This window comes from Aeromonas sp. A35_P, from assembly GCF_002259925.1.
Lineage (GTDB): Bacteria > Pseudomonadota > Gammaproteobacteria > Enterobacterales > Aeromonadaceae > Aeromonas > Aeromonas dhakensis.
Map to the genome: position 1 here is coordinate 1 of NZ_NEVB01000007.1, position 16,765 is coordinate 16,765.

A 16,765-nucleotide genomic window follows, 5' to 3' on the forward strand; every position below is an offset into this window, starting at 1 on the left:
CTAGCAGGCTGAGTTTGCGACGTGCTACTTTCTCGTTGGTGGTCATACGGTGACTCCAGATAACACGGTAGGGGTACCGTTTTGTTATCCGGTTTGAAGCCGTATGACCACTCCCTTTTGTGGGCAACTGTCAGGTGAATACCATCTCCATACATCCTGCTGCCTTCTTTTTCTACAAAACCGGCGCTCCCTCCCCCGCCTGCTGGCAGGCCCCGTCGATGAAGGCTTGCGCCTTGGGGTTCTGGCAATTGGGCAGAGTAGCGATGTAGTAACGCTGGGCACAGCGCACCGCCATGTCCGGGAAGGGGGCCACCAGCTCGCGCCGCGCCAGTCGCTGGCTCACCAGGTTCTGCCGTCCCATGGCGATCCCTGCGTGGTTCATGGCGGCGATGATGGCGAGATCGGAGCGATCAAACCCCATGCTGGCCCTGCATGCCGAAAGCGACACGCCTGACTGCTCGGCCCAGCCGGACCACTCATCATCGTTGGAATCCTGGCTCCAGGCTTGCCGATCGTGCAGCAGGCGGCAGTGTGCCAGGTTGGCCGGGTTGCCGAGCAGGCCGTGCTGCTCGGCATACTCCGGGCTGCACACCGGCACCATGTACTCGTCCATCAGCGGATGGATGGCTAGCCGCGCAGGCGTCTTGTCATCGAAGCAGAGGGCGAGATCGATGCCGTAGCCATGCAGATTGATGTTCTCGTTGCCGGTCATGATGTTGAGCTCGATCTGGGGATGCAGACGGGCAAAATCCGCCAGCCGTGGCACCAGCCAGCACTGGGCGATGGAGGGACGTGAGAAGACGGTCAGGGGGCCCGACAGCTCCTGATGCCGGATCTCCAGGATCTCCTGGTTGATGAACTCCAGCGATGAGGTGAGCGCCCAGAACACCCGCTGCCCGTCCGCCGTCAACGCCACCTTGCGGTGAAAACGCTGGAACAGCTTGAAGCCGAGATCCTCCTCCAGCGCGCTTATCCTGTGGCTCACCGCACTCGGGCTGAGCGCCAGCTCGTCGGCCGCCAGCGCAAAGGAGCCGTGTCTGGCTGCTGCCTCGAAGGTGTGCAGCCTCGCCAGTTGGTAGCCGTTGAGCAGCTTGTTTCCTGCGATGCGGCTTCTCGCCACCTGGTGATCCTGCTGGTACATGACGCCCCCGTTGCCCCCTTCAACACATGCGCCGATGATACCGAAAAAGCGGCCCGCTGCATCAGCTCATATCACCCAATATCGCTCTCAGGCCAACATTGTGATGAATGTGACGCCCTTGCATCAATCCAGCTCATCCAAGACGCTCATTTCATCATTTGTCACGGCCACCTCGTTGGCATTGAATAACGCCAAGCTTATTCCCATGCCGGGGTGCACCGCGGCTATCACAACCTTGAGACGGTATCGGCCGTGACTGGCCGGCGCGACCGTATTCCATGACGAGACCAAGCACACCATGAAGCACATCGACGTATCACAACTCACCCAGCAGTTTCCGCTGCTGCACGCCCTGATCGCGCTGGAACCGGTCAGCTGGTTCAACCCCAAGGCCACCCCCCTGCTGGAAGGTCTGCCCTATGTGGGGCTGGATGGCCGCGATGTGGCGGATGCCTCCGCCCGCCTGGCCCGCTTCGCCCCCTACCTGTGTGAAGCCTTCCCCGAGACCCGCGCCAGCAAGGGCATTCTCGAATCCGACATCGCCGCCATCCCGGCCATGCAGCGCGCCCTGAATGCCCGTTATGGGGTCGAGGTGAACGGCCGGCTGCTGCTCAAAAAAGACAGCCATCTGCCCATCTCGGGTTCCATCAAGGCGCGCGGCGGCATCTACGAGGTGCTGGCCCATGCCGAGCAGCTGGCCATCAAGGCCGGTCTGCTCTGCGAAGAGGACGACTATCGCAAGCTGTTCACGGACGAGTTCCGCCACTTCTTCAGCCAGTACAGCATCGCGGTGGGCTCCACCGGCAACCTTGGCATGTCCATCGGCATCATGAGCGCCCGCCTCGGCTTTCGCGTCACCGTCCATATGTCCGCCGATGCGCGAGAGTGGAAGAAGCGCAAGTTGCGCGAACATGGCGCCATCGTGGTGGAATACGCCGAGGATTACGGGGTGGCGGTGGAGCAGGGCCGCAAGGAGGCCGAACGCGGCCCCAACTGTTTCTTTATCGACGACGAGAACTCCCGCACCCTGTTTCTCGGCTACGCGGTGGCCGGTGAACGGGTGAAAAAACAGTTCGACGAGATGGGCATCAAGGTGGATGCCGACCATCCGCTGTTTGTCTACCTGCCCTGCGGTGTCGGCGGCGGCCCCGGCGGGGTGGCCTTTGGCCTCAAGCTCACATTTGGGGACAACGTTCACTGCCTGTTTGCCGAACCGACCCACTCCCCTTGCATGCTGCTCGGGGTGCACACCGGCTTGCACGATGCCATTGCGGTGCAGGATCTGGGCATCGACAACCTCACCGCTGCCGATGGCCTCGCGGTGGGGCGCGCTTCCGGCTTTGTCGGCCGCGCTATGGAGCGGCTGCTGGCAGGCTTCTACACCCTGAGCGATCAGGAGATGTACGACCTGCTCGGACTCTTGGCCCGCGAAGAGCAGATCAGGCTGGAGCCTTCTGCCCTGGCCGGCATGGCAGGCCCATGGCGCGTCGCGGCCGACCTTGAGTGGCAAACTGGCCAGGGGCTGGATGCAGCCAAAATGGCCAGCGCCACCCACCTGGTGTGGGCCACCGGCGGCGGCATGGTGCCCGCCGAGGAGATGGAAAAGTACCTGGCCAACGCCCGCCTCTGATCTTTTTTTCAGCCATAAAACCAGCCAGACTGGCGGGTTTTTCTCGTGTGAGATCAGCAAGATGGCGTGCATGCTTAGGTGTATCAAATGTAGACGGCCAGACAGCTGGACACCCTGAATTGCTGACAATCCCCCCAGGCTGGTTATTTTGTGATACGATAGTGACCGTTTTTTGACATCTGCACCCACGTTGGCGCCCTGTTCGGGCGAGATCGCGACCCAATCCGTCGATCACAACCATCACGGGCATGCAGAAAAACCGTGGCCTGATGGCCCCGTCCGGCACAAAGCCTGACGGCGGTCAGCAAGACACACGAGATAAGGAGATCGGGCAATGAAACAATATCAAAGCTGGCTGGGACAATATCTGATGAGTCGCCGCGATGGGGACCACGCCATGGCATCCGAACTCGCCAGCTCCATCTGCGAGTTCTGGCAAACCCAGGGGGATGAGGCCGAGCAGGACAAATGGCAACAGATCTACCAGCACCATCTGGAACGAACCACCTAATCATCCGAATCCTTGCCTTGCAGCCCCAAACTGCAAGGCTCTCTTTTATCCAGCCCCTTCCTCCCCTCGCCTCCTTTGTTTTCTCACCATGACAGCGCGGATCTGCCTGCCTGCTTCATATCGTTGCCCACGTCGTTTCAACAGGTTACCGCGCAAGGCCGCCTGCCATGCGCAATTAGGCGTCACATCGACCCGTGCGCGCCTTGCCCCTGCCCCTCCCCTTTGTTAGAGTCGCGCGCCGCGCGGCCACCGCGCCCATAACGACAACGCGCGCCCAGAGCGCCAGCAACGAGCGAGAACAATCCATGCGTGAGCGCATCAGACAAGAGTGGTTTGGCAACGTCAGGGGGGATCTGCTGTCAGGCACGGTCGTGGCCCTGGCCCTGGCCCTGATCCCGGAGGCCATCGCCTTCTCCATCATCGCCGGCGTCGATCCCAAGGTGGGGCTCTACGCCTCCTTCTGCATCGCCGTCATCATCGCCTTCACCGGCGGTCGCCCGGCCATGATCTCCGCCGCCACCGGCGCCATGGCCCTGCTGATGGTGACCCTGGTGCGCGAACACGGCCTGCAATACCTGATGGCCGCCACCCTGCTCACCGGCCTGCTGCAGATCCTGGCCGGCTACCTGCGCCTCGGCGCCCTGATGCGCTTCGTCTCGCGCTCGGTGGTGACCGGCTTTGTCAACGCCCTGGCCATCCTCATCTTCATGGCCCAGTTGCCGGAGCTGACCAACGTCAGCTGGCAGGTCTACGCCATGACCGCAGCGGGGCTTGGCATCATCTACCTGTTCCCGCGCCTGCCGCGCATCGGCACTTTGCTCCCCTCGCCGCTGCTGTGCATCGTGCTGCTCACCGCGGTGAGCGCCGGCCTCGGCCTCGAGGTGCGCACGGTCGGCGACATGGGCGCCCTGCCGGACACTCTGCCGGTCTTCATGTGGCCCGAGGTGCCCCTCAATCTCGAGACCCTGGCCATCATCTTCCCCTACTCCGCCGCCCTGGCCGTGGTGGGACTGCTCGAATCCCTGATGACCGCCGCCATCGTCGACGAGATGACCGGCACCCGCAGCGATCGCCACCGCGAATGCAAGGGCCAGGGGCTGGCCAACATCGCCGCCGGCCTGATGGGCGGCATGGCGGGCTGCGCCATGATCGGCCAGTCGGTCATCAACGTGAAATCCGGTGGCCGCGGCCGCCTCTCCACCTTGGTGGCGGGGGCCCTGCTCATCGTCATGGTGGTATTCCTGGACGAGTGGATCCGCCAGATCCCCATGGCGGCCCTGGTGGCGGTGATGATCATGGTATCCATCGGCACCTTCTCCTGGGGCTCAGTGCTGCGCATGCACAAGACGCCCCTGGCCACCAACCTGGTGATGCTGAGCACGGTGGCCGTGGTGGTGGTGACCCACAACCTGGCCCTCGGGGTGCTGACCGGGGTGCTGCTGGCCTGCCTCTTCTTCGCCCACAAGGTGGCGCGTACCCTGCTGGTGCACAGCGACAGCGAGCGCCACGGCGCCACCCGCACCTACCGGGTGCACGGCCAGGTCTTCTTCGCCAGCACAGAGCAGTTCTGTGCCGGCTTTGACACCGGCGAATCCCTCGAGCGGGTGGTGATCGATTTAAGTGACGCCCACTTCTGGGATCTCAGCGCCGCCGAGGCCCTGACCACGGTGCGCCGCCGCTTCGAGGCTGCCGGCACCGAGGTGCAGCTGACGGGGGTGAGCGACGCCAGTGCCGCCCTGCTCGGCCGCTTCGCCCCGGCGACCTGACTGAACGCCGCTTTTGGCGCCTAGCGCCCATAAAAAAGGCCAGCCCCCTGGCGCTGGCCTTTTGCATCTTCACAGACTTACATCTGGTCGACCATGTCCTGGGCGAACTGGGAACAGGAGCGCAGGGTGGCGCCTTCCATCAGACGCTCGAAGTCATAGGTGACGGTCTTGTTGCGGATCGCCGCTTCCATCCCCTTGATGATGAGGTCGGCCGCCTCAACCCAGCCCATGTGGCGCAGCATCATCTCGGCGGAGAGGATGAGGGAGCCCGGGTTGACCTTGTCCTGACCGGCGTACTTCGGCGCGGTGCCGTGGGTCGCTTCGAACAGGGCCACGCCGTCGCCGATGTTGGCGCCCGGGGCGATGCCGATGCCGCCCACCTGGGCCGCCAGCGCGTCGGAGATGTAGTCGCCGTTCAAGTTCATGCAGGCGATGACGTCATACTCGGCCGGGCGCAGCAGGATCTGTTGCAGGAAGGCGTCGGCAATGACGTCCTTGACGACGATGGTCTTGCCGGTTTTCGGGTTCTTGAAGGAGCACCAAGGGCCGCCGTCGATGAGCTGGGCATCGTACTCTTTCTGGGCCAGGGCGTAGCCCCAATCCTTGAAGGCACCTTCGGTGAACTTCATGATGTTGCCCTTGTGCACCAGGGTCACGGAGTCGCGCTCGTTGTCGATGGCATACTCGATGGCGGCACGCACCAGACGCTCGGTACCGGCCTTGGACATGGGCTTGATGCCGATGCCGCAGGTCTCGGGGAAGCGAATTTTCTTCACGCCCATCTCGTTTTGCAGGAAGGAAATCACCTTCTTGGCTTCGTCGCTGTCGGCTTTCCACTCGATGCCGGCGTAGATGTCTTCGGCGTTCTCGCGGAAGATCACCATGTCGGTCAGATCAGGACGCTTGACCGGGCTCGGGGTGCCCTCGTAGTAACGGACCGGACGCAGGCAGATGTAGAGATCCAGCTCCTGGCGCAGGGCCACGTTGAGGGAGCGAATACCGCCGCCGACCGGGGTGGTCAGCGGGCCCTTGATGGCCACGCAGTATTCACGAATGAAATCCAGGGTTTCGGCCGGCAGCCAGGCACCTTCGCCATAGACATGAGTCGATTTCTCGCCGGTGTAGATCTCCATCCAGGCGATCTTGCGCTCGCCTTTGTAGGCTTTCTCGACCGCGGCATTCACCACATTCAACATGGCCGGGGTCACGTCCACACCGATGCCATCCCCTTCGATAAACGGAATGATCGGATGGTTGGGAACCTGCAGCTTGCCGTTGGCATCGACTGTGATTTTCTGGCCCTGGGTCGGGATAACTACTTTGCTTTCCATCGGCATCTCCTAACTTCCGTTTGTTATCAATCTGTAAGTTGCGCGCGGCCATCTTAAGCCCATCCATTTGCAGAATCAAATGGCGAGCACGCATGTCAGACCATAGTCGCGCACTGGATCACAATGCGTCCCTTCTGCCTGCTCCGGATCCGAAGCAGCCCCACCGGCGCCTGACTCGGACAGGCTCTCGCAGCATCCCTGCTTATCCCGCCAGCCCCTCGGCCTGCCCCTGCGGCTGGCTAAGTGCCCGGTACTGGGAGGGGGTCAAGCCGGTCTTTTGCTTGAACACCCGGCAAAAATAGTTCACATCGCTGTAACCACAGCGGCTGGCCACCTCTTCGAGGCGAAAGCGGTATTTCTTGAGCATGAACTTGGCCCGATCGATGCGTACCCAGCTGATGTAATCGGCCAGGCGCATGTGCCCCTGCTCGCGAAACAGGTGCGACAAATGGCTGGCCGAGACGTTGAAGCGATGGGCGATCGAATCCCGGCTGATGGGGCGGTGAAAGTTCTCCTGGATATAGATGCAGATCCCGTGAAACAGCTCGGCCCCCCGCGGCCGCTCGAAGGTGGATTCGGCCAGCAGCTGGCGCACGCTGGTGAGCAGCGCCTGCAGCAGGTGATTGTCGGTGGGGGAGCGAGCGGGATCCTCGGTCAGCACGTTGAGCGCCGCCAGTATGTGTTCGTTCACATGGCCGGCCCGGGCCATGATGCTGTGCTTTTGCACGTCAAAGAAATCGGGGTCTTCCCGCCGCTTGCTCACCAGACTGAAGCCGAGCTGACGCTTGCCGAACAGCAGGCTCAGCACCGAGCAGTCGGTGGTCCAGAGTGGCTTGTTCCAGCCGTTGGGGGGGATATAGAGCGCCTGCCCCGGGGCGATGCAGATCTCCTGGCAGCCCTGCTCCCTGTCCCAGATCTGGTTGCGATACTCGCCACTGAACACCAGCTCGAGGCGGGGAAAGTTGACCTGATAGCTGAAACCGGGCGGCACCCCCTGATCTTGGGCAAACCAGATCTGGTCGAAGGGGGCCTGCTCGTGGAGGGCGCCATCGAGCAACTGGCTGAAGACAAGAGACATGCTGATCCTGATCAAGAGAGAGGCAAGCGGTTGCGGCGTGCGCGACCGCCCATGTTATAGTCCGGTCCACGGCAGCAATGCCACCCTTTTCTGCACCCGATTCTCTGCACACCCAATGAGGCATCCCATATGAGCAGTCGCGATCTGCCCTCTTTTTTGTCAATGCAAAATCCGATTCAAGGCTACGACTGGGGCAGCCATGACGCCCTCACCACCCTGTTCGGCATCCCCAATCCGGCGGGCAAACCCCAGGCCGAGCTGTGGATGGGTGCCCACCCCAATGGCTGCTCCGAGGTAGTGCTGGCCGGGCAGGCGCAAAAGCTCTCGACCCTGATAGCGCGCGCCCCCGCCGCCGTGCTGGGGGACGCCACCCAGGCCCGCTTCGGCAGCCTGCCGTTCCTGTTCAAGGTGCTGTGCGCCGAGAAGGCCCTCTCCATTCAGGTGCACCCGAGCAAGGCGCAGGCCGAAGCGGGATTTGCCAAGGAAGAGGCCGCCGGCATCTCGCCCAAGGCCGCCAATCGCAACTACAAGGATCCCAACCACAAACCCGAGCTGGTGTTTGCCCTCACCCCCTATCAGGCGATGAACGGCTTTCGCGCCATCCCGGCCATCCTGGCGCTGTTCGAGCGGGTCAAACTGCCCGCCCTTGCCGAGCTGATCGCCGCCCTCGCCGCCAGCCAGAACGAAGCGGGCCTGCAGCACTTCTTCCACCAGTTGCTGGTGCTGGAAGGGGCGCGCAAGGAGGAGGCGCTGGCGGGCCTGCTGGCCTTTGCCGCCAAGCATCAGGATGAAGAGACCTTTGCGCTGATCACCAGTCTGGCTGCCCAGTATCCGGGGGATGTGGGGCTCTTCTCGCCGCTCTTGCTCAACGTGGTGACCCTGCAGCCCGGTCAGGCGATGTATCTGGACGCCTGCACCCCGCACGCCTATGTGCGCGGCACTGGCCTCGAGATCATGGCCAACTCCGACAACGTGCTGCGCGCCGGGCTCACCCCCAAGTACATAGACGTGGCCGAGCTGTTGGCCTGCACCCGCTGCCTGCCCAAGCCGGACGACCAGATCCTGCTTGCCCCCAGCATGGAGGGGGCGGTGCAGCACTTCGAGGTGCCGGTGCCGGACTTCACCTTCAGCGTCTACCCGGCGGGCGAGCACCAGCTCACCACCACCAGCGCCGAGATCCTGTTTGCCATCGACGAGGCCGTGATCCTCAAGCGCGGTGACGACACCCTGCGCCTCGAGAAGGGTCAGTCCGCCTTCATCCCGGCCGCCACCGGCCGCTACCAGCTGCTGGCCGAGGGCCGGGTCGCCCGCGCCGGCAACCGCAGCTAAGCCGGTTCAAGTCGCCCCATGACAACAAGGGCCATCCAGGATGGCCCTTGTTGTTGGCAGTGACCGCCGCTGTCCACTCCCGCCTTTGCCGACTAAATTCTTGATGTGTGGCATAAAATCATCAGATCCTGCTGTCAGCGTCTCTCTGGTTGGCTATCATGCCCGTCTGGCTATCACACGCCTTGATACCCGCCGGAGCAGCACTGCCAGCCGGCCCCAGTTCAGGAAGAACATCATGAAAGGCTACTGTGGACTATCCGTTTTACTGCTGGCGCTGCTGGGCAGCCCGGTGCACGCCGCCTGCGACAAGGGGGTGGCACTCAGGCTGGCCAAGGCGTTCTGGAGCGAGCACAAGGATTTCTATTACGCCGATCCGGCGCCGCTCAAGGCGCTGCTCACCCCCGACTTCTTCGCCGTGCTGAGCAGCGAGGCCGAGTGCAACGCCGACGGCGAGGTGTGTGCCATCGATGCCGACCCCTGGATCAACGCCCAGGATGGCGAGGTGAGCGAGCCCGTCAGCTTCACCCTGGCCAAGGAGCAAGAGCAAGGGGTAACGGTCAGGATGCACTATCTGTTTGCCCTCTCCGACACCCAGAAAGAGCCGCAGACCGTCAGCCTCCACTTTCAGAAGAGCGGCGACAACCGCTGCTACCTGATGGATGACTTCATCCCCCCCGGCGATGGCTCCCTCAAACAGCGCCTGCGCCAGTGGCAGAACCACAACGCCATCGAGCCCCAATAAAAAACCCCCGCCATACAGGCGGGGGTTTTGCATTCAGCCGGGCCGCTCGCGCATCAGCGCCGGGCCCTTAGCGAGGTCACTCCTCTACCGCCTCCGACTGAGGCTCTTCAGCGCGGATCTGCTGCAGCTCTTCGACCCTGGCCTGCCATTTGTCATGGGCCTGTTTGAGCTCCTGTTGCTTGAACTCTTCGCGCATGGTGTCGATATTTTGGGCCAAATTTTCCATCAGGATGTCTCCTTACATCTGGGTGAACATGACAAGTAAAACGGGTTGACGGCACACTCCGCATCAAGGGCGTTGGCCTGTCGGTTCATCAAGTTTGACTTCCGGTTTGCCAAAACTGTCCAACTAAATAAACGATTGGATATGCACAAAGCAATCTAAAAAATGATTAAACGTCTCTCGTAAAACCGTCTAAAGGAGCTCAACAGGCCCGCTTTACGCTCCTGCGTAAGAGACATAAACCATTAAATATCAATTGCTTAAAAAGATATCATGGCGAGTACATACGCCCTTTTCAGGCCGCCAATTATGCACTGATTTTTCACGCCCCGTGTTTGCGCCCCTTGCAACCCCGCCACCATAAGCGCCGCCCAGAGCCAGGCAGCCGCTTTTGCCGAGCGGCTCACAGTTTTCCCGCTCGCTAGAGCACACAAATCTCCATCCTTCAGCCCATGAAGAGCAGGCCATCCAACCGCCGACTGGTGATGAATTGCCCCCACACTAAGAATAATCACCTGTTTTTAAAGCTGTTTTTGTCAATCCACAGCGACCGTCTTCAACCGGACAAAATGCGAGCAGGCTCACAGGTGAGCGCCATCGACACAAAAATCCAGTAAAGGGCACATATGTCCGATTTCGGCCGAGACACTTGGGAGAAACAATAGCCAGGTCAACCCGTTGCACCACAGTTTCAACAGGACCAGTTCCATTCGGACGGCACCAGCCAGGAGAAAACCATGCTCACCACCCTGATAGATGAAGGATTGATCTGCCTCGATCTTGCGGCCCGCGACAAGCAGGCGCTGTTTGTCGAGCTGGCCGAGAGGCTCAAGGCCAGCGGCAAGATAGCCAGTCAGGATCAGTTTGTCCGCGACCTCTGGGCGCGAGAAGCGCTCGACAACACCGGCTTCGAGCAGGGGGTTGCCCTGCCCCACGCCAAGAGCGAGGCAGTGCGAGAGCCCGCCATCGTGGTCGGCATCAGCCGCCAGGGCATCGACTACGGCGCCGAGGATGGCGAGCCCTCCAAGCTGTTCTTCATGATTGCCTCCCCGGCGGGCGGCGCCAACCACCATATCGAGGTGCTGGCCGAGCTCTCCACCAAGCTGCTGGAACCCGGTTTCATCGCCAGCATGCAGGCGGCCACCAGCCGCGCCGAGGTACTCGCCTTGCTGGCCGCACCAGGGCCGTCCTCAGCCCCTGCCGCCCCTAGGGCGCAACCTGCCCAGCCGGCGGAGCCGCAGGAGCGCGGCATCAAGGCCCAGCTCAACACCCTCAAACAACACCTGCTGTTCGGCACCTCCCACATGATCCCTTTCATCGTCGCGGGGGGCGTGCTGCTGTCGTTGTCGGTGATGATCAGCGGCAAGGGCGCCGTGCCCGAGGCGGGCGTGCTCAAGGACATGGCCGACATGGGGATTGCCGGGCTCACTCTGTTTACCGCCGTGCTGGGCGGCTACATCGCCTACTCCATGGCGGACAAACCGGGCCTGGCCCCCGGCATGATCAGCTCCTGGATTGCCGTGCAGCAGTTTCATACCGGTTTTCTCGGCGCCATCCTGGTGGGCTTTATCGCCGGCCTCATCGTCAACCAGCTCAAACGCATCAAGCTGCCGGACTCCATGAGTTCGCTCGGCTCCATCTTCATCTATCCGCTGATCGGCACCTTCCTGGTGTGCGGCATCGTCATGTGGGTCATCGGCGCCCCCATCGCCGCCATGATGGAGGGGATGAACCACTGGCTCTCCGGCATGGCGGGCTCGGGCAAGGTGATGCTGGGGGCCATCCTCGGTGGCATGACCGCCTTTGACATGGGCGGCCCCATCAACAAGGTAGCTACCCTGTTCGCCCAGACCCAGGTCAACACCCAGCCCTGGCTGATGGGCGGCGTCGGCATCGCCATCTGCGTGCCGCCCCTCGGCATGGCGCTGGCCACCCTGCTCTCGCCCAAGCGCTACAAGAAAGAGGAGCGTGAAGCGGGTAAAGCGGCCGCCATCATGGGCATGATCGGCATCAGCGAGGGGGCCATTCCGTTTGCCGCCGCCGATCCGGTGCGCGTCATCCCGGCCATCGTCGCAGGCGGCATCGTCGGCAACATCACCGGTTTCATGATGCACAGCATCAACCACGCCCCCTGGGGCGGCTGGATCGTGCTGCCGGTGGTGGAGGGCAAGATGGGCTATATCTTCGGCACCCTGCTCGGCGCCCTCACCACGGCCCTTATCGTCAATCTGCTGAAAAAGCCGGTCAGCGACACCGAAGAGAACAACGAGCGCCAGGAGGAGTACCAGATCATCGAGGCGGAAGGGGAAGCCGAAGTGCTGGCCATCACCGCCTGCCCCTCCGGCGTGGCCCACACCTTCCTAGCCGCCAAGAGCCTGCAAAAAGCGGCCGCCAAGGCCGGCATCAAGCTCAAAGTGGAAACCCAGGGTGCCAACGGCATCATCAACCGCATCAGCGCCAAAGACGTGGCCAACGCCCGCTACGTCATCCTGGCCCACGACGTAGCCATCAAGAACAGGGAGCGCTTCAATAATATCGAGGTCATCGACGTCAAGACCCGGGAGGCCATCCACAACCCGGAAGGGCTGCTGGCCCGCACCCGGCCGGGGCGCCAGGTGGCCTGACAACGGCACTTGAGAGTACCAACGACAGAAGGGGCCAAGGGCCCCTTCTTTTATCCCGGCATCAGGCAGCAAGCCCTTCGTCAGCCGCCCGAACGGGGATGGCGACCTCACCCACAGGATCGATAAGATAGGAGCCATATTGTGCCTTCGCCTGCCAGCCGGCCTGACGACCACATATGGACGGAGCCTTGCACAGATGGATCTGACGGATGTACGGCTCACCCTGCCCGAGTGCCTCGCCCGCCATCCCGAATAAACGCCAGTTGCTGTGCCTGCTGTTCGCACAAGGTTCGGTTTCGAAGCCGCGCTATTCTCTGACAGATTCATATATCAACTAGATGAGTGAAGGGACGCCCAGTGAGTAATCGAACAGCCGCTGCCCGTTGGCGCTGGCTTCGCCAACATATAAAAACATTGCGCAATTCTGAGCTGGAACCCGAAGAAAAGGGGACAACCTGGCGCTTTGCGGGATTAGTCGTGGCGGCCATTCCTGCCCTGACAGCAGCAACCTATCTCCTGGGGATGGCCTATCACTATGGCTATACCTTGGCGTTTAACCTCGACTATGCCGAATTTTCTCCACCGGCGGATTATCTGCTGGCCCTTAGCCTTCTCACGACTCTCAATATGCTTAAGCCCTGGATGTGGCCTGTATTGGGTAGCATGCTCACGATTTTTTCAGTGGCGATCACCCTACTCATCTGCGCTCGCTGGCGAATTCATCTCACATGGCTGTGGCAAAGCTCAATGTTCTATCGTTGGCTGATCAAAAGAGCGAAAAAGATTGGGCGCTACCCAGCCCCCTCTCTTTTCAGAGCATTTGTTTGGATGGGGAATAGCTATGACAAATTTGCCTTCTTGTTGTTATCCGTATTGATCCCCGTCATGGGTGCGCTCTGGTTCTTTGTGAAAGGTGTCGAAGAGGCACAAACACAGATCTCCCGCCTCGAACAAGACAAGTGGCCGCAGACAGAGGCCCATAGTCAGTCTCCCCTGCTGGGGAATGAGCCTCATATTCGCATCGCCTGCAACACTTCCCACTGCGCCTATCGCCTCAAGGGGGGTGATACCCTGATCCTGCGCTTTGATCAGATAGAAGAGACCCGCTATCGGCCTGACAAGGCCGCCTCGAAATAGCAACCGCCGCCCGAGGGCGGCGGTGCTCTATCTGGCCAGCAGCTCTTGCAGTGCGCTGATCAGGGCATCGATGCCTTTATCTACCTTTGAGCGAGGGCAGCCGACATTGAGGCGAAGATAACCGTTGCCTTCGGGGCCATAGGTGTCGCCGCGCATGATGGCGACCCGGTATTTCTCCACCAGCAAGGTTTGCAGCGCATCCATCCGCTCGGTGGAGTCGATGCCAAGGCCGCTCAAGTCAATCCAGGCGAGATAGGTCCCCTCGGGCACCCGATAGTCGATGGCGGGGAAGGCAGCGTTGAGCCGCGCCGCCACCTGGGTCAGGTTGCCGTGCAGATAGGCTTTCAAGGCATCAAGCCACTCATCCCCCTCCCGATAGGCGCTGATATGAGCCAGTACCCCGAGAATGGGCGGTGATGAGAGGCCATGGGCCGCCTTGAGCCGCTGTAGATAGCCGGCCCGAGCATCCGCATTGGCGATAAAGGCGTAGGCGCCGCCAAGGGCCGGAATATTGAAAGATTTCGAACCCGAGCTCACCAGTGCCCAGTTGTCATCCTGCGCCACCTCGCTCCACGGCAGGTAAGGGGCAAAGCTCATATCCATATGGATGTCGTCCGAGATGACCCTGACCCCGTGGCGCTGGCAGATAGCGGCCATCCGGCCCAGTTCGTCCCGCGTCCAGACCCGGCCGGTGGGGTTGTGGGGGCTGCACAGCAGCAGGACGCGACAATCGGGGCGGGCCGCCTGTTGCTCGAAACAGGTCCAGTCGATGTGATAGCTCCCCTCCCCCTTTATCAGCGGGCAAGAGAGCAACACACGATCGTTGGCAGCCAGCATATTGCCGAAGGCGTCGTAGGCGGGGGTATGCACCAGCACGCCTTCGCCGGGCGCCGACCAGAGGCTCACCAGCTGGGCGATGATGTAGATGACCGAGGGGCCGTAAACCAGCGTCTCGGGGTCGAGCTGCGCCCCGTAGCGGCGGGCAAACCAGTCGCTCACCGCCCCCTTGAAGTCGTCGTGATTCCAGCGACTGTAGCCAAAGACCCCGTGCTCCAGGCGCCTGGCCAGGGTCTGGCGAATGCAGGGGGCAGTCTCGACATCCATATCGGAGATAGTAAAGGGGAGCAGGTCGGCGTGGCCAAAGCGGTCGGCCACATAGTCCCACTGGGTGCAGTAGGTGCCGTGGCGATCGACCAGGCGGTCAAAATCAAAGGATTCGGTAGTGGGCATCTCTTTCTCACCAGCAAAAACAGCAATGAACAAGGGGGCATGGCGCCCCCCCAACGCAGGGTAACAGAGGGCCGACTCAGGCCCCCATCAGGCTCTGCAGCTGGTTTTTCACCAGATGGACCTGGGGCCCGATCACCACCTGCAGGTTGTGCTCGTCGAGCTTGATCACCCCGATGGCGCCATTCGCCTTCAATACCTTGTCATCGACCTGGCTCATGTCCTGCACCGACATCCGCAGGCGGGTGATGCAGTTGTCCAGCGCCAGAATGTTGCCGGCGCCGCCCAGCGCATTGAGGATGATTTCGCCGTTGTAGCCGCTGTTGCCTGCCTTCTTGCCCGCGGGTTGAGCCGCCTCGCTGGTCTCGATTTCCCGGCCAGGCGTTTTCAGGTTGAAGCGCACGATGGCGAAGCGAAACACGCTGTAATAGATGGCAAACCAGATCCCCGCCACCACGGGCACCAAGTACCACTTGGTGGCGGTACCCTGCAGCACGCCGAACACCAGAAAATCGATGAGGTTGCCGTCGGTGTTGCCGATGGTGACGCCAAGCAACCCCATGGTCATAAAGCCCAGACCCGTCAGGATGGCGTGAATGACGTAGAGCACGGGCGCCACGAACAGGAACAGGAACTCCAGCGGCTCGGTAATGCCGCCGATGACGCAGGCCACCACGCCGGAGACCAGCAGCGCCTTGATCTTGCCGCGATTCTCCGGGCGGGCGCAGTGATACATGGCGAGCGCCGCCCCCGGCAGGCCGCCGAGGAAGGCCGGCATCTTGCCCTGTGAGAGGAAGGAGGTGGCCGACACAGAGAACTGGGTAGTGTCGGCGCAAGAGAGCTCGGCGTAGAAGATGTTGAGGGCGCCGCTCACCTCGTTGCCGCACACCAGCGATGTGCCGCCCGCCTCGGTAAAGCGAATGAGCGCCACCAGGATGTGGTGCAGGCCGAGCGGCAGCAGCAGCCGTTCACCGGTACCGAACAGGAAGGGGCCGAAGGGACCGGCGTGGGAGATAAGCGCCCCGATGCCGTTGATGCCGGCGGCAAACCAGGGCCAGACCAGGGGCACCACCAGACCGACCACCCCCAGCACGATGGCGGTGATGATGGGCACGAAGCGGGCGCCGCCGAAGAAGGCTAGCGCATCGGGCATCTTGTAGGTGTAGAAGCGGGCGTGCAGTTTGGCGACGATCACCCCGACGATGATGGCCCCCAGAATGCCGGTGTCGATGGAGCTGATGCCGAGGATGGATTTCACCCCGTAGGCCTTCTCCGCCGCCGCGTCACCGATGACGTTGGCCACGGTGAGGTAGAAGTTGATGGAGAGGTTGAGGGCCGCATAGCCGACGAAACCGGCAAAGGCCGCTACCCCCTTCTCTTCCCGTGCCAGCCCGAGCGGAATGGCCACCGCGAACATCACCGGCAGATAGATAAAGGCCACCAGCCCCACCTTGGTCATCCAGAGGAACAGCAGCTGCAGCACGGTATTGTCGAGGAAGGGCATGCTCTGCTTGACCGCATCGCTGGTGAGCGAGCTGCCGACACCGAGCAGAATGCCCGAGAAGGCCAGCAGGGCGAGGCAACATAAAGGTCTTGCCGAGGCTCTGCAGGAACTCCCATACGGTGGATTTGGCGGGGGACTTGGCCATGTGTCAGATCCTTGTGAGGTGAGGGGCATTCGATACGCCTGCCCGGTGGCCTCCCTGACGGATGGCGACGGCGAGCCGTATCTGGTTTTGCTGAATGATAAAACGTTTCCTGATTACCCATGATTAGCAGTCACCCCGAACTATACTGATCTTATGCACAGTTATCGAGGAGCGAGATCATGGCCAAAAGCAAAGTCCAATTCCAGAAAGGCTACAGCCTGTTTGAGCTTCTCAAGGACTATGGCACTGAAGCTCAGTGCGAAAACGCGTTGTTCACTTGGCGTTTTCCTCACGGCTTTGTCTGCCCTGAATGTGCCAACAAGACCTGTTGTCACCTGAAAAGTCGGCCACGCGTGCTGCAATGCAATCACTGCCAT

At 61.6% G+C, this 16,765-nt stretch carries 13 protein-coding genes and 1 pseudogene; 8 read left to right on the forward strand and 6 right to left on the reverse strand.

What is annotated here, in order from left to right:
* Positions 1 to 172: 172 nt before the first annotated feature.
* Positions 173 to 1,141, reverse strand: a complete 969-nt coding sequence (dsdC, locus tag CAK78_RS00565; protein WP_094696031.1) for a DNA-binding transcriptional regulator DsdC — start codon at positions 1,139 to 1,141, stop codon at positions 173 to 175.
* Positions 1,142 to 1,439: 298 nt separating this feature from the next.
* Between dsdC and CAK78_RS00570 the strand changes: the two genes are divergently transcribed.
* From CAK78_RS00570 to CAK78_RS00580, 3 genes are all read left to right on the forward strand, one after another.
* Positions 1,440 to 2,771, forward strand: coding sequence for a D-serine ammonia-lyase (locus CAK78_RS00570; protein WP_094696032.1), 1,332 nt, complete (start codon positions 1,440 to 1,442; stop codon positions 2,769 to 2,771).
* Between the two features lie 334 nt (positions 2,772 to 3,105).
* Entirely contained in the window at positions 3,106 to 3,282 is a 177-nt protein-coding gene (locus CAK78_RS00575; RefSeq protein ID WP_005298942.1) for a hypothetical protein, read from the forward strand.
* Between the two features lie 305 nt (positions 3,283 to 3,587).
* Positions 3,588 to 5,048, forward strand: coding sequence for a SulP family inorganic anion transporter (locus tag CAK78_RS00580; protein ID WP_094696033.1), 1,461 nt, complete (start codon positions 3,588 to 3,590; stop codon positions 5,046 to 5,048).
* 77 nt (positions 5,049 to 5,125) lie between these two features.
* On the opposite strand, the gene icd is transcribed toward CAK78_RS00580, so the two are convergent.
* Both icd and CAK78_RS00590 read right to left on the reverse strand, forming a co-directional pair.
* On the reverse strand, positions 5,126 to 6,379 hold the full coding sequence (gene icd / locus CAK78_RS00585) for an NADP-dependent isocitrate dehydrogenase (protein ID WP_094696034.1): 1,254 nt from the start codon (positions 6,377 to 6,379) through the stop codon (positions 5,126 to 5,128).
* 202 nt (positions 6,380 to 6,581) lie between these two features.
* Positions 6,582 to 7,457 (reverse strand): helix-turn-helix transcriptional regulator, encoded by an 876-nt coding sequence (locus CAK78_RS00590; RefSeq protein ID WP_005298937.1) that lies wholly within the window; start codon positions 7,455 to 7,457, stop codon positions 6,582 to 6,584.
* A 129-nt stretch (positions 7,458 to 7,586) separates the two neighbouring features.
* On the opposite strand from CAK78_RS00590, the gene manA reads away from it, so the two are divergent.
* Positions 7,587 to 8,786, forward strand: coding sequence for a mannose-6-phosphate isomerase, class I (gene manA / locus CAK78_RS00595; RefSeq protein WP_094696035.1), 1,200 nt, complete (start codon positions 7,587 to 7,589; stop codon positions 8,784 to 8,786).
* Between the two features lie 235 nt (positions 8,787 to 9,021).
* Positions 9,022 to 9,528, forward strand: a complete 507-nt coding sequence (locus CAK78_RS00600) for a hypothetical protein (RefSeq protein WP_094696036.1) — start codon at positions 9,022 to 9,024, stop codon at positions 9,526 to 9,528.
* Between the two features lie 76 nt (positions 9,529 to 9,604).
* Here the strand turns inward: CAK78_RS00600 and CAK78_RS00605 are convergent, their stop codons facing one another.
* On the reverse strand, positions 9,605 to 9,754 hold the full coding sequence (locus CAK78_RS00605; protein ID WP_094696037.1) for a hypothetical protein: 150 nt from the start codon (positions 9,752 to 9,754) through the stop codon (positions 9,605 to 9,607).
* A gap of 734 nt (positions 9,755 to 10,488) precedes the next feature.
* Between CAK78_RS00605 and CAK78_RS00610 the strand changes: the two genes are divergently transcribed.
* Both CAK78_RS00610 and CAK78_RS00615 read left to right on the forward strand, forming a co-directional pair.
* On the forward strand, positions 10,489 to 12,375 hold the full coding sequence (locus CAK78_RS00610) for a PTS fructose transporter subunit EIIC (protein WP_094696038.1): 1,887 nt from the start codon (positions 10,489 to 10,491) through the stop codon (positions 12,373 to 12,375).
* A 357-nt stretch (positions 12,376 to 12,732) separates the two neighbouring features.
* Entirely contained in the window at positions 12,733 to 13,512 is a 780-nt protein-coding gene (locus CAK78_RS00615) for a hypothetical protein (RefSeq protein ID WP_254924662.1), read from the forward strand.
* A gap of 27 nt (positions 13,513 to 13,539) precedes the next feature.
* On the opposite strand, the gene CAK78_RS00620 is transcribed toward CAK78_RS00615, so the two are convergent.
* On the reverse strand, positions 13,540 to 14,742 hold the full coding sequence (locus CAK78_RS00620; RefSeq protein ID WP_094696040.1) for a MalY/PatB family protein: 1,203 nt from the start codon (positions 14,740 to 14,742) through the stop codon (positions 13,540 to 13,542).
* Between the two features lie 76 nt (positions 14,743 to 14,818).
* A pseudogene (gene malX, locus CAK78_RS00625) lies at positions 14,819 to 16,388 on the reverse strand (maltose/glucose-specific PTS transporter subunit IIBC).
* A gap of 179 nt (positions 16,389 to 16,567) precedes the next feature.
* Here malX and CAK78_RS00630 point away from each other — a divergent pair.
* Positions 16,568 to 16,765 (forward strand): transposase (locus CAK78_RS00630; RefSeq protein WP_141214094.1); only part of this gene is annotated, 198 nt, incomplete at its 3' end.

What these genes read in the sequence shown, in the direction of transcription:
- dsdC (WP_094696031.1), bottom strand. Translation starts at nt 1,141, where the DNA reads ATGTACCAGCAGGATCACCAGGTGGCGAGAAGCCGCATCGCAGGAAAC.
- CAK78_RS00570 (WP_094696032.1), top strand. Translation starts at nt 1,440, where the DNA reads ATGAAGCACATCGACGTATCACAACTCACCCAGCAGTTTCCGCTGCTG.
- CAK78_RS00575 (WP_005298942.1), top strand. Translation starts at nt 3,106, where the DNA reads ATGAAACAATATCAAAGCTGGCTGGGACAATATCTGATGAGTCGCCGC.
- CAK78_RS00580 (WP_094696033.1), top strand. Translation starts at nt 3,588, where the DNA reads ATGCGTGAGCGCATCAGACAAGAGTGGTTTGGCAACGTCAGGGGGGAT.
- icd (WP_094696034.1), bottom strand. Translation starts at nt 6,379, where the DNA reads ATGGAAAGCAAAGTAGTTATCCCGACCCAGGGCCAGAAAATCACAGTC.
- CAK78_RS00590 (WP_005298937.1), bottom strand. Translation starts at nt 7,457, where the DNA reads ATGTCTCTTGTCTTCAGCCAGTTGCTCGATGGCGCCCTCCACGAGCAG.
- manA (WP_094696035.1), top strand. Translation starts at nt 7,587, where the DNA reads ATGAGCAGTCGCGATCTGCCCTCTTTTTTGTCAATGCAAAATCCGATT.
- CAK78_RS00600 (WP_094696036.1), top strand. Translation starts at nt 9,022, where the DNA reads ATGAAAGGCTACTGTGGACTATCCGTTTTACTGCTGGCGCTGCTGGGC.
- CAK78_RS00605 (WP_094696037.1), bottom strand. Translation starts at nt 9,754, where the DNA reads ATGGAAAATTTGGCCCAAAATATCGACACCATGCGCGAAGAGTTCAAG.
- CAK78_RS00610 (WP_094696038.1), top strand. Translation starts at nt 10,489, where the DNA reads ATGCTCACCACCCTGATAGATGAAGGATTGATCTGCCTCGATCTTGCG.
- CAK78_RS00620 (WP_094696040.1), bottom strand. Translation starts at nt 14,742, where the DNA reads ATGCCCACTACCGAATCCTTTGATTTTGACCGCCTGGTCGATCGCCAC.